This is a genomic window from Niallia sp. Kr1 (assembly GCF_050389805.1).
Lineage (GTDB): Bacteria > Bacillota > Bacilli > Bacillales > Cytobacillaceae > Bacillus_BD.
This window is the reverse complement of record NZ_CP130945.1, coordinates 958674-971899: the sequence shown is the minus strand read 5'-3', so window position 1 is coordinate 971899 and position 13226 is coordinate 958674. Positions and strand designations below refer to the sequence as shown.

General features: G+C 36.0%; 10 protein-coding genes. 1 reads left to right on the top strand and 9 read right to left on the bottom strand.

The annotated features are described in order from the left end of the window. Nucleotides 1-2 precede the first annotated feature (2 nt). The 7 genes from Q5760_RS04735 to Q5760_RS04705 all read right to left on the bottom strand — a co-directional run bounded on the left by Q5760_RS04735 (nucleotide 3) and on the right by Q5760_RS04705 (nucleotide 7793). Nucleotides 3-845, bottom strand: a complete 843-nt coding sequence (locus Q5760_RS04735; protein ID WP_428911083.1) for an HAD family hydrolase — start codon at nucleotides 843-845, stop codon at nucleotides 3-5. A 162-nt stretch (nucleotides 846-1007) separates the two neighbouring features. Continuing rightward, nucleotides 1008-1862, bottom strand: a complete 855-nt coding sequence (locus tag Q5760_RS04730; RefSeq protein ID WP_428911082.1) for an SDR family oxidoreductase — start codon at nucleotides 1860-1862, stop codon at nucleotides 1008-1010. Between the two features lie 40 nt (nucleotides 1863-1902). Further along, complete coding sequence (gene uxuA / locus Q5760_RS04725) at nucleotides 1903-2949, bottom strand: mannonate dehydratase (protein ID WP_428911081.1); 1047 nt, start codon at nucleotides 2947-2949, stop codon at nucleotides 1903-1905. Between the two features lie 21 nt (nucleotides 2950-2970). After that, nucleotides 2971-4389: a glucuronate isomerase gene (gene uxaC / locus Q5760_RS04720; RefSeq protein WP_428911080.1), complete on the bottom strand. Its 1419-nt coding sequence runs from the start codon at nucleotides 4387-4389 to the stop codon at nucleotides 2971-2973. An 85-nt stretch (nucleotides 4390-4474) separates the two neighbouring features. Then, nucleotides 4475-5119 (bottom strand): bifunctional 2-keto-4-hydroxyglutarate aldolase/2-keto-3-deoxy-6-phosphogluconate aldolase, encoded by a 645-nt coding sequence (locus Q5760_RS04715; RefSeq protein WP_428911079.1) that lies wholly within the window; start codon nucleotides 5117-5119, stop codon nucleotides 4475-4477. A gap of 461 nt (nucleotides 5120-5580) precedes the next feature. Next, entirely contained in the window at nucleotides 5581-6297 is a 717-nt protein-coding gene (locus Q5760_RS04710; protein WP_428911078.1) for a GntR family transcriptional regulator, read from the bottom strand. A gap of 128 nt (nucleotides 6298-6425) precedes the next feature. Next, complete coding sequence (locus Q5760_RS04705; protein WP_428911077.1) at nucleotides 6426-7793, bottom strand: MFS transporter; 1368 nt, start codon at nucleotides 7791-7793, stop codon at nucleotides 6426-6428. Nucleotides 7794-8326: 533 nt separating this feature from the next. On the opposite strand from Q5760_RS04705, the gene Q5760_RS04700 reads away from it, so the two are divergent. Beyond that, nucleotides 8327-9931, top strand: a complete 1605-nt coding sequence (locus tag Q5760_RS04700; RefSeq protein WP_428911076.1) for a glucose PTS transporter subunit IIA — start codon at nucleotides 8327-8329, stop codon at nucleotides 9929-9931. A 50-nt stretch (nucleotides 9932-9981) separates the two neighbouring features. On the opposite strand, the gene Q5760_RS04695 is transcribed toward Q5760_RS04700, so the two are convergent. Then, on the bottom strand, nucleotides 9982-11001 hold the full coding sequence (locus Q5760_RS04695; RefSeq protein WP_428911075.1) for a PfkB family carbohydrate kinase: 1020 nt from the start codon (nucleotides 10999-11001) through the stop codon (nucleotides 9982-9984). Between the two features lie 179 nt (nucleotides 11002-11180). After that, entirely contained in the window at nucleotides 11181-12995 is a 1815-nt protein-coding gene (gene uidA, locus Q5760_RS04690; protein ID WP_428911074.1) for a beta-glucuronidase, read from the bottom strand. Nucleotides 12996-13226: the final 231 nt, after the last annotated feature.

Sequence of the window (13226 nt, the reverse complement as noted above, 5' to 3'; positions counted from 1 at the left end):
TTTTATTTCAAGTTGTCATTAAATTCATTAATTAATTTTTGCTGGTATTCACCTGCGAAGCTACCGTCAATGAATTTCCCTAAAGCTTCTTCTCTAAAGCGATCCCAAGAGAATTTTTCTTTTCCAACAAGAATTGGATAATATAGTACCCCGTTCTTATGAGCAGCATCTAAATCTCCCGGAGCGTCGCCTACCATTAAGACATGTGTATCGTCAAATCCAAATTTTTTCATTTCCTGAATACAGTATGCTTTTGTACCAGCTTCTTGACCGAGCATCACGTCAACATGCACAGCAAGATCATGTCTTGTCCATTCATCAAGTACGGCTGCACCGTTTGCAGATGATACAATTGCTACATTGGCAACATTATTAGCAGCCTCTAGACCCTCTTTAGCTCCTTCAACCGGCTTATCGTTCCCAGCCAATTTTTCTTCAATCGTACGGTTAACAGCATGACTCCAATCAAGCGCTTTCTTTAATTGCTCATCATTTGTTTCCGCGATTGCTCTTTCAAGAGATGGATTAGAAAGTTCATTTGTAGTTTCTGTCCATTTTTTAAAAGATGAGATATCAGGCATTTCAATACCTTCTGCTTCAAGTGCAGCAAATGTTGTAACGACTCCTTTGAAGCGGTTAATTCCTCTTGTTTTCGTATAAAGATTGATATCATTCCATACCTTTAAAAAGCGATCTTTGATATGGTGAAGATCCCATGTATTGACTGCCTCTGGACCGAATGCCTCTTCATGTTTTACATCCATCGTATCCATTGCACAACCATCTGAATCTACACATACTAAAAAGTCTTTGGTTTTCTGAAATTCTTCAATTTTATCTTTCATTTATGAAACCCCTTTATCATTGGTTTTGTTTTTCCCTGTCCTACTATCTTTCAAATATAGGTACTAGACGATGCCAAGAATTATGTACATTTGAACATAATGATGAGGCTGCCAACCCAATGAGTTTGGATTGGCAACCTTTCAGTCATTATAAAGATCGAATTAAACTCCTGTGTAAGAAGAGAATCCACCATCGATTGGAAGAACAACGCCTGTTACAAAGCTTGCTGCTTCTTCACTAGCTAGGTAAAGAATTCCACCGATTAATTCTTCTGGCTCACCAAATCTTTCCATTGGCGTGCTGTTTAGGATTTTACCTGTACGAGCAGTTGGAGTTCCATCATCATTGAATAATAATTTTTCATTTTGTTTTGTTACTAAGAAACCTGGTGCAATCGCATTTACACGAATGCCAGTTTTTGCAAAGTAAGTAGCACACCATTGTGTGAAGTTACTGATAGCTGCTTTTGCTCCACTGTAAGCAGGAATCTTTGTTAATGGTGTATAAGCGTTCATAGAAGAAACGTTAATAATGTTTGCACCTTTTTTACCGATCATGTCTTTTGCAAATACTTGTGATGGAAGTAATGTTCCTAAGAAGTTTAAGTCAAATACGAATCCAACACCTTTTGGATCTAGATCAAAGAAAGTTTTTAGTTCTGGATTGTTTTTAACTGCTTCTTCATTATAGAATTCATCATCTGTTGAACCTTTAGGGTTATTTCCGCCTGCACCGTTTAACAGGATATCAACTGTTCCAAGTTCATTTACAATGATTTCACGAGCTTTTTCTAATGCTTCTTTATCTAATACGTTTGCAGCAACACCAATTGCTTTTCCGCCAGCTTCGTTAATTTCAGCTGCTACTTTATCTGCAGGCTCTTGATGAAGATCCATGATTGCTACTTTTGCTCCGCATTCAGCTAAAGCTTTTGCGAAATAAGAACCTAATACTCCGCCTCCGCCTGTTACTACTGCTACTTTATTTGTTAAATCAACTTTAAATGGAACTGCCATGAATGTTATCCTCCCTTAAGGAATTATTTAAAATAGTAGATTATTTTCTATTTTTTTGTTCTGCTTCCCATAAACCATAAAGGTAAGTTGCACCTAATGCACGGTCATATAATCCGTAACCAGGTTTACCAGTTTCGCCCCAGATCATTCTTCCGTGGTCAGGACGAATTGGACCTGTATAGTTGAAATCTGCCATTGATTTAATCACTTCATACATATCGATTGAACCATACTCAGATGGATGTGCACTTTCTTCAAATGATAATCCGCCAGTTAGTTTAACGTTACGAGCATGTACGAAATTTACGCGATCTTTCTTACCGAAATAGCGAAGCATTTCAGGGAAATCATTTTTAGGATCTGATCCAAGAGATCCACTACACATTGTTAAGCCGTTATTAGGGCTATCATAAAGGTTAATGAATCTTTCTAAGTTTTCCTTGTTCGTAATGATACGTGGTAATCCAAAAATATCATATGGAGGATCATCCGGGTGGATGGCCATCTTAATTCCAGCTTCTTCTGCAACTGGAATGATTTCTTTAATGAAATATTCTAGGTTTTCCCAAAGCTTTTCATGATCTACATTTTTGTAGTGGTCAAATAATTTTTGTAAGTCTTCTTTTTTATAGCTTGAGTCCCAACCTGGAAGTGAAAGTTCACCAGTTAGTGGATCCATTTTCTTCGCTACTTCTTCTTCGAAAATAAGAGCAGTAGAGCCATCTGGAAGACGGTAATCTAAGTCCGTACGTGTCCAGTCAAAGATTGGCATAAAGTTATAACATACAACAGGAATGCCTGCTTTACCAAGATTACGTAAAGTTGTTTTATAGTTTTCAATATATTTATCACGAGTTGGTAACCCGATTTTGATGTCTTCATGAACGGGAACACTTTCAATTACTGAAATGTGTAAACCAGCATCCTCAACCGTTTTCTTTAATTCTTCAATTTTATCCATTGGCCAAGCCTCGCCAACTGGGATATCATAAATAGCTGTTACAATTCCTCTCATTCCTGGAATTTGACGGATATATTCCAATGGAATCGAATCTGTCTTTCCATACCAACGAAAACTCATTTCCATAATTCATTTTCCTCCCTTTTCTCATTCAACTTCGATTGCGAAGTAATTTTTAGCATTGTTAAAACAAATATTTTCAACTAATTTTTTTAGTAATGCTTGATCATTTGGAATTTCTCCATCTTCTACCCATGTCCCAACTAAGTTACATAGAATTCGACGGAAGTATTCATGTCTGCTGTATGAGATAAAGCTGCGTGAATCAGTCAGCATCCCAACAAAGTGCATTAATAAGCCTTGATCAGCTAGAGCCGTTAATTGACGGATCATGCCTGGCTTCGTATCATTAAACCACCAGCCAGAACCAAATTGAATTTTACCTGCGATTCCATCTTCATTTGTTTGGAAATTCTGAATCGTAGTACCAATTAATTCATTGTAGACAGGGTTTAAATTGTAAACGATGGTTCTTGGTAATGAATCTCTCGTTTCAAAAGCATTTAAAAGAGCATTTAATGGTTTCGCTACTTCACCTTGATCGCTAATTGAATCAAAGCCTGCATCTGGTCCTAATTTTTGGAACATTTTCGAATTATTATTTCGAATGGCACCAAAATGGATTTGCATCGCCCAATCTTTTTCTTTGTATGCTTTTGCAAGAGAAATCAAAATTGCTGTTTTGAACTTATTTTCATCTTCTACACTTACATGATCTCCATTACGCCCAGCTTGGAAAATTCGATCTAATTCGTTTTCTTCAAAGGTAGCGAATGGAATTTCAGATAAGCCATGGTCAGAAATTCTACAGCCTTTATCATGGAAATATTGAACTCTATCTAATAGGGCTCCAATATAGTTTGCATAGCTTGTTAATGATTTATTTACTACTTTTTCAAGAGATTCTACAAAAGGAATAAATGTATCCTTATTAATCTCTAGCCCTTTATCAGGTCGAAATGACGGAAGCACCTTTACTGGAAAATCCGCTAATTGAGCAATTTGTTCATGATATTGAAGGTCGTCTGTTGGGTCATCGGTTGTTCCAATGACTTTTACATTGGAACGCTTAATGATTTCGCGAACGGAATAATCATCCTGTTGTAACAATTCATTACAACGGTTCCAGATTCTTTCACAGCTCTCTTCATTTAGGAGTTCTTCAATACCAAAATATTTTTTTAACTCAATATGAGTCCAATGATACAATGCATTTCCAAGTGTATATGGAACGGTTTGGGCCCATGCTTTAAATTTATCCTTAGGCTCTGCATCACCAGTAATATATTTTTCGTCAATCCCATGAGCTCTCATGGCTCTCCATTTATAATGGTCACCTTCAAGCCATAGTTCTGTAATATTGTTAAATTTTCGATTCTCGGCAATGTCTTTTGGTGATAGATGGCAGTGATAATCATAGATAGGCATTTTTTCTGCATAGTTATGATACAAATCAACCGCTGTTTGATTATTTAACATAAAATCATCATGAATAAATGTACTCAAATGCTTTTCCCTCCTATTACACTTTTTGGTACGTAATTCTAATTGTTTATTAGGAGCTACTAGTTATTGCATGTACACCATTTTCTTACACACTTTGTTTAATAGAAGCTAATTTGTCTGCAAATGTTCTAGCAACTTGTTGAACTGAGCTATAGTCACCATCAGTAACGCCTTTTGTTAGGGCACTTCCAATGCCAACAGCAAATGCTCCGTTATTTACCCATTTATCAATATTGTCAATACTTACTCCACCAGAAGGCATAACTTCAACATGCGGAATTGGACCTTTTACATCTTTGATAAATCCTGGACCCATTAAGCTTCCAGGGAATAGTTTAACAACATCCACACCGGATTCTAATGCCTGCATGATTTCAGTAACTGAACCGCATCCAGGAAGATATGGAATCGCATATCGGTTACATACAGTAGCAATTTCACTACTAAAGTGCGGGCTTACAATATAACGAGCGCCTTTCATAATCGCAATTCTCGCTGTTTCTGCATCTAATACAGTTCCAGCACCGACAATCATGTTTGGATCTCCTAAGCTTACTAATTCAGCAATCGCCTCTTCTGCTCCAGGAGTTGAAAAGGTTATTTCCAATGAACGAATTCCACCTTGGAAAGCTTGTTTAGATATTTCAACTGCATCTTCTTTGTTTTTTCCTCGGATTACCGCAACTAAATACCCTTTATGTATTTCATTTAACACTTCAAATTTCTGCAACATTATACATCACCTGTTTCATTAAATTTATTAGCGAATAGAGATTCCATCGAGCAATTGGTAAGCATCAATGCAATTCAGTCCTTATGCTATTAAGTTGGATTAAAATTGATTAAATATACTCCACTTATCGCTAACTTGTAAGATTTAATTCAATTTATGAAAACACTTTCTTGTATACTTGTATACTAGCATACAAAATTTGCTATTTCAAGTGAAAAAAACCAAAATTTATGAAGAAAATGTTACATTTAAAAAACAAAGCTGTGTTAAAGGATCCCATTGATTTTGTACCACTAATGAACAATAGAAGCACGAAAATTCCTGCAGGTGAAGCGAGACATACTAGACAATGCAGATTTCATATGTCAGAGGAAACCAGGTGGAGAAAGCAAAATGATTGAAACAAAAAGCCTAAACTAAAGTTAACAACGCTAAATATAAAAAAGAAAGCCAGTATCCTAAAAGAATACTGGCTTTTGTTCTGCGTTTTTAAAGTAGTGAAGGTAAGGACTGTTGTCTTGAACAAATTTGTCCCATAATTTAATCGGTTCGATAATATGTTGTCTTACAATTTCTTCTACATGTTCACAATCTTTTTGTTCAATCATTTCAACAATTCTTTCATGTTGCTTAATTGCCTCATCATAATGGTTTTCAAATTCTGAAAGGAGTCTCATACGATTATAATGGGTACTAATACGCGTAATGGCTTCCCATACATGTTCTTTCTCACTGCCCGTAAAAATAATGAAGTGGAATTCCTTATCAAGCGTATGGAACTCTCTTTCTTTTCCTTTTTGCCCTATTAGTTCTTCCTGAAGGAACATATTTTTCTTTAAATCATAAATATCGATTTTAGAAAAGGAGTCACAAGCTTGCTTTAATACTTCTTTTTCTAGTGTATATCGCATAAATGTAGCTTCTCTAATCAGTTGGGGATCAATTTTCGATATATAAGTTCCTACTTGAGGAATGACTTCAACTAAATGCTCCTCACGTAATTTAGCTAATACCTCACGAATTGGAGTTCGAGATAAACTTAATGCCTCCGCCAATTCGATCTCACTTATAGACTGTCCAGGCTCTAATTCCAAAGACATAATGGAAGATTTAATCATTCGATAAGCATAATCTTTATTATTTTCCCCAGGAAGCCTTGTTGTTACTGTAATCATCCTCGTACACTCCCTATTTACTTACCAATCTTTATTTCATCATAGCATGGTAAAATCGTTTCATACAATATAAAAAAAGAAGATAGTTAATTCAACTTAACTATCTTCAATCATTGGATTAAATAAACTTAAGCTGCACTTCCGCTTCCTTTTCTTTTTTCCGCTAAATCAGCAGCAAGTTTTTCTGTACGTTTTTTGTTTAAAGGATACAAGAAGGTAATGATGATAAATACAGCTAAAAAGATTAATGCTGGAATTAGAGTACCAACCATATGAATTCCGCTAAGTGTTTCAGCTGTTTGTACTTCAAGTGTTGAATTGTAACCAACAGCAGCAATTGCAGCAGCACCAACTCCACCTGCAACCGCTTGTCCAATTTTACGTGCCATTGAATAAATCGCATAAATGGTTCCATCTTCGCGTAAACCTGTTAAATATTCGTGATAATCAATGATATCGGTAACAAACGCCCAGATCACAAGGTTAAATGTACCATAACCAAGCATTGCAATAGCTAAAAGAGAAATAAATTGTGTTGCGTTTAAGTCTGGAAGCAGATATAAAGCTAAATACACAAGTCCTGCTACTAATACGCTTACAGATACCACTTCTTTTTTACCGAATTTTTTAACTAACTTTTGAATGAATGGTGCCATAATAAATACCGCTCCAGATTGGATTAAACCAACCAGACTCAAAGCTGTAGCTGTTCCAAAATAATCTTTAAACAAGTAAACGTTTACTGCACCAATTAACATAAGGTTAACCATGAAAATTAACGAACCAGACAGGAACCAAATTAATGGTTTGTTTTTTACTAAACCTTTAATAGTTGCTCCTTTTTGAGCTTTCGGTTTAGCGGTTTCATCAACCACAATACGTTCAGTAGTCAAACGATAACAAGCAATATAACAAGCGATTGCTAAAATCCCAAAAATAAGCGCTGCCATGAAAAAGCGGCTTGGAACTGCTTTGTTGTCTACAAATAGAATGATTGGACCGACAACATTAATAATTAATCCTGCCAATTGTGATCCGACTGTTCTCCAAGAAGATAAAGCTGTACGCTCTACAGGATCGGCTGTCATAACAGATGCCATTGATCCATAAGGGATGTTAACCGTGCTATACAACGTTCCCCAAACAATATAAGTAACGTAAGCATAAGCTAAATAAAAACCTTCAGACTGTCCTGGAATATAAACAAACATTAAAACTCCAACGATAACAAGTGGGAACGACATTCGCAAAATCCATGGTCTAAATTTCCCGTTTTTACCTGTTTTTCTAGTATCAATAAAACGACCCCATGCCATATCGGCAAACGCATCCCATAAACGTGCAATTACAAACAATCCTCCAACTGCAGCGGGATTCAAATGAAGAACATCTGTATAAAATACCATTAGAAATGCCAGTACAAGCATAAAGAAGAAATCGTTTCCAAAATCACCGAATAAATAACCTAATTTGTCTCTAAAACCAAACTTTCTCATGATTGTTTCACCTCAATTATAGATTTTCCTTTATATCACGAATAGAGCTAGATCGATTTAGAATCGATAAATATAAATACTAATGTTGGTAAACTTATTTAATACATTTGCTTATATATGAAGATAAAAAATAGAATGACTAATCGGATACCCCTTTGCAAATGGTTATATAAGTTTTTGTTACCCCCTTGTGTTTTAGTATACTTGTATACTAGCATGCCCCAAGGAAAAAAACAACAAGAAATTGAAACCGTTAACAAATTTTTCGTTTTTATTTCTAGAATCACATTTTTTTATTGCATTTTTATATAGTTTGTGTTCACTCATCTAAACCATTCATTACTAACATTTCCAGTTTAAAAATATATAGTTATCACTTTCATATCTATTCTGGACATTTTCTTTAGTATACTAGTATACTATTCAAGTGAATGATTCTGTTCGTAATAGAAATAATAAAAATAATTTAAAAGCTTTTTTTTCGTTTTGCGGCATCAATCGTTCTAAAGAAAACTTTAACGAGAGGAAACAGAATGGCAATGGATAATAACTCAAACAATAACGCTACAGAAAAAAAAGAGACGATAATGAATAAGATTTTACAAACGATTAGTGGAAGTTTCGCTCCTATTCTGGGGGTTCTTGCAGGTTCCGCCTTGATTACGGCTTTGCTATCCTTATTAAAAACTTTGGGATGGATCTCTCCTGAAAGTGGAACCTACGCAATTTTATCAGCAGCTGGACATGCCATATTCTACTTTTTCCCAGTGTTTCTTGGAATCACAATGGCTATAAAATTAGGGGCAAACGGATATGTTGGCGGTGCAATCGGGGCATCCCTATTAGAACCGAATTATACAAACTTATTGACCCAAGGTGCACAAGACGTTTCTTTCTTAGGAATTCCGGTAATTCTAGCTAATTATTCATCAACTGTATTTCCGATCCTAATAGCGGTTTCTATCTATACTTTATTAGACCGATTTTTGAAAAAAGTGATTTATAAAGATTTACAAATGTTTATTAATCCTATGATTTCATTACTTGTGATCGTACCATTAACGATTCTTATCTTTGGTCCTTTTGGTACATATGTAGGGGAAGCTTTATCAATGGCTATCCAATTTTTAAGTTCCAAAAGTGGACTTCTAACAGGAGCTGTGTTGGGGGCTGGTTGGTCATTTCTAACTATTTTAGGTCTTCACTGGGCTGTTATTCCTATATCGATTGCTAATTTAGCTGCAACGGGATTTGATCCGATTATTCCAATGGCAGCTGCAGCTCCATTTGCTCAAATCGGTTTGGGTCTTGGCGTCTTCTTTAAAACAAAAGATAAGGATTTAAGAACATTAGCTGGTTCAGGTTTACTCCCTAGTGCTTTAGCGGGTACAACCGAAATCATCACATATGGTATTCTCGTGCCTTACAAACGCACCATGCTTTATGTTGCAATTGCTGGAGCTGTTGGGGGAGGAATTATTGGGACACTCGGGGTAAAGGGAACAGGCTTTGCTCTGCCAAGTTTATTATCAATTCCAGTATTTACACCAATGAGTCAATTTATCATTGGTACCTTGGTTGCTTTAATATTAACAATGATTCTCGTTCTTTTATTTGGATATGAAGGCAAAAATGTTGTAAAACCCGCTAAAACAGTAAAAGAATTTGGATTAGGTCCTGTAACAAAAGAAACCATTTCAAGCCCTTTAAATGGAAAAATCATCTCATTAAGCGCTATTGACGATCCACTTTTTTCATCCGGAACAATCGGAAAAGGAATTGCAATTGAACCAACAACAGGTAAAGTAGTTTCACCAGTCGATGGAATGGTTACATCATTATTTGCTTCAAATCACGCCATAGGTATTACATCAGACGATGGAGCTGAAATTTTAATTTTTATCGGGGTTAATACCGTTCAGTTAAAAGGACAATTTTTCACTTCCCATGTGAAACAGTGGGATACTGTCAAAAAGGGTGACTTACTGATTGAATTTGATATAGAAAACATTAAAGCAGCAGGCTATGATGTTAAAACACCCGTTGTCATTACAAATACAAATCAGTATTTAGATGTTATCCCGACAAGGGAGGGTACTGTGCAAGCACAGGAGGACATTATCAAGCTTAATGTATAAACAGAAGCAGCGAGGAGCATCTCCTCTCTGCTTTTTTGATACAAATTTACTTATCGCTTAATAGAAAACGAATTTTTGTATTGTACAAACTGTTCGACATCCGAATAACTAAAGACACTTACATCCCCTTCAACCGTGTGCTTGAGAGCAAAACAAGCAGTAGCAAAATCAACGGCTGCCTGCGGTTGATACTGATTGATTAAGGAGAATATCAACCCAGTTGTAAAAGCATCCCCTGTTCCAACTCGGTCAACAATTTCAACATCGATTTCAGATGAATGATAAAAGTCTCTCCCGTCAGATAAAAGAGCTTTTAATCGATGATGATTAACGGATAATTGGTTTCGATAGGTCATAGCGATGTATTTAAAACCAAATCGTTCATGCATGAGTTTCATAATTTCTTTATAATCATCAGGACCTGGATTCTCAGGTAAATTATCTTTAATTTCTCTTCCCTCTTCGTCTAATAATTGAAGTGGTTCCACTCCAATACAGACATCCACATCTTTCATTAACTGGGTTAGTTTTCGCCTGGCATCTGCAAATGACCATAAAGAACTTCGATAATTCAGATCGAAGCTAGTCGTTAATCCTTGTTGCTTTGCTGAAGCGAGTGCAAGTTTTGTTAATTGAAAAACTTCCTCATTTAAAGCTGGTGTAATCCCACTAATATGGAACCACTCAGCATCTGCAAAAAGTTTCGAAAAATCATACTCGGTTACTTTCGACCTCGCAAAGGCTGATCCGCTGCGATCATAAATAATTTTGGAAGATCTGATAGAAAAGCCTTTTTCTAAAAAATATATTCCAATCCGATCACCGCCGAAAATCATCTGATCTGTTTCCACTCCAAAACGGTTTAAAAACTGATTGGCACTATAGCCAAGATCATTATTTGGTAATTTACTAACAAAAGAACTGTGTAATCCTAATTGGGATAATCCGATTGCTACATTCGCTTCCCCGCCACCATAATGGACCTCCAAAGATTGTGCTTGTTGTACCTTTTGATAGCCGGGTGTTGATAATCGAAGCATAATTTCACCCATTGTTACCACTTTTTTCATGACAGCCGCCATCCTTATTAAAAATTTTTCTTAAATTTCTCCATAATTTATTCAATCAAACATGAGCCACTTAAAAGATATGAAAAATCAAAGATTACTCCCCATAGAAATGTCAAAAAAGGATGCAGATATGCGAAATAACATATCTGCACCTTTTCATAATTTGATAATGGAGAAAATTACTTTTTATATCCAAGATTTGGAATGCTATTCCAACGTTCACTTAAATAGCGTACAACCATTTTGGGTTCACGTGATCTAGTGAAAATACCTTTTTTATTCCCTTGAACTCGCATGATTCCAAATTTTGTTTGGAAATCGGCAAAGTTCCATAATTGTTCGCCAACAAAGTTAGGAATTTCATCAAATACCTTACTATTCATGCGATAGTAATCTTCTTGATATTCTTCAGAGAATGGTTCGCCATATGCACTATGGAATCCAGCTACCGTATCAGCACCATATTCTGTATACATAATTGGTTTTTCTGGATATTTTTCCTGCCATTCAAGAAGTTCTTGACGAGTCTTTTCCTCTGCCGTTTTTAAATCACCGTGTTGTACATACCAGCCATAATAACGATTTAGAGCAATGACATCTACCAAGTCACTACATTTGTCAGCCTTTGGAGTAGCCATCATGATGCCAATATAGGTACATGGACGTTTTTGCGGATCCAATTCGCGTGCTAGATTAAATAACGGCTCAAAATACTCATAGGAGCCTTTTGAATAATTCGCTGCTTCGTTAGCAATCGACCACATAACGACACAGGCATGGTTCTTATCACGATCGATTAATTCACGAATTACCTGCTCGTGAGCCTCAGCTGTTTGCAATTCTTTCCAAGTATCATCTTCAAATTCTCCGCCTTTTTCTAAAAGCGATACGTCAAATGTGAAGGATAACATTAATCCAACTGCTGGTGTTTCGTCAATAACTACAATCCCTTCACGGTCACATAGACGCATCATTTCCTCAGAATATGGATAGTGAGAAGTACGGAAGGAGTTTGCACCCATTTGTTTCATTAATTTAATATCAAGCACATTGTAGGCTTCGTTTAAACCACGACCGTTTACATAGGTATCCTCATGTTTCCCAAAGCCTTTGAAATAGAATGGTTCGCCGTTGATTAAGAACTTACCGCTCTTTACTTCAACCTTTCGAACACCAAATGACTCTTCATAAACATCAACCGCTTCTCCACCCTTAACGCCTTCCACTTTTGCTTTATAAAGATAAGCATTTAATGGCTGCCATAAATGAACATTTTCAATTGAAACATTTACATCATTACCTGTATTTTGAGCCACTTGCTTGCCTTCTTCGTCAAAAATCGTTACTCGAACTTCATCGAAAGTTCCTGCTGTTTTTACAGAAATTTGTACATCTGCTTTTTTTGATGATAAATCTACTTCAGGTACAATGGCAATATCTTCAATGTAATCACGTGGCGTAGAATAAATTTTGACCGGACGATGCAAGCCAGCATAGTTAAAGAAATCAAAGTTTTCGTCCACTTTACGAATGATGCGGCCGTTTTCATCTTTCTTTTCACTATAGTTCCCAACTGGTAGAGTTGTATAATCTAATAGATTGCTCAAACGAACCGTTAGACGATTAGCTCCATCTACTAAAAAGTCATTGATTTCTACTTCAAACGGGGTAAATCCTCCTTTATGATGAGAGATTTCCTTTCCGTTTAAGTATACCCACGCTTCATGTGTAGCAGATCCGAAGCGCAATACTAATCTTTCAGTACGTAATGCCTTCGCAACTGTAAACTCCCTTTCATACCAAAGATAACCACTATGCTCACGAATTTCTTTCTGAGGTGTCTGGTCATTAAATGAGGCAGGAACAGCCATTACTTCATTGGTTGGAAGGGGTTGTGATACCTCGATAGGCTCTACCTCTTTATCAATCATAAATTTCCAAACTCCACTTAAATCCATGACAACTCGACTATCTGTAGCTATAGGATATAACATATGCTTTTCCTCCGATCGTTATATGAAATACATTAATTAATAGTGAGATTTTCAATTAGCTGGTCTATTCATAGATTAGAGTATCCAAAATGACCCAAGGTATTATTTCTTATTTGCCCCATTTGTAAGGGCTTTAATTTAATTTCATTATAATAAATAACATTCTTTATTAATCGTATTTTTTTTACTAAAATAGTAAATATATTACTTTATTTTAAAAGAGTAAGTTGA

Excerpts from the sequence above, each read along its gene's own strand:
- Q5760_RS04735 (WP_428911083.1), bottom strand. The coding sequence starts at position 845 with ATGAAAGATAAAATTGAAGAATTTCAGAAAACCAAAGACTTTTTAGTA.
- Q5760_RS04730 (WP_428911082.1), bottom strand. The coding sequence starts at position 1,862 with ATGGCAGTTCCATTTAAAGTTGATTTAACAAATAAAGTAGCAGTAGTA.
- uxuA (WP_428911081.1), bottom strand. The coding sequence starts at position 2,949 with ATGGAAATGAGTTTTCGTTGGTATGGAAAGACAGATTCGATTCCATTG.
- Q5760_RS04710 (WP_428911078.1), bottom strand. The coding sequence starts at position 6,297 with ATGATTACAGTAACAACAAGGCTTCCTGGGGAAAATAATAAAGATTAT.
- Q5760_RS04705 (WP_428911077.1), bottom strand. The coding sequence starts at position 7,793 with ATGAGAAAGTTTGGTTTTAGAGACAAATTAGGTTATTTATTCGGTGAT.
- Q5760_RS04700 (WP_428911076.1), top strand. The coding sequence starts at position 8,327 with ATGGCAATGGATAATAACTCAAACAATAACGCTACAGAAAAAAAAGAG.
- Q5760_RS04695 (WP_428911075.1), bottom strand. The coding sequence starts at position 11,001 with ATGAAAAAAGTGGTAACAATGGGTGAAATTATGCTTCGATTATCAACA.
- uidA (WP_428911074.1), bottom strand. The coding sequence starts at position 12,995 with ATGTTATATCCTATAGCTACAGATAGTCGAGTTGTCATGGATTTAAGT.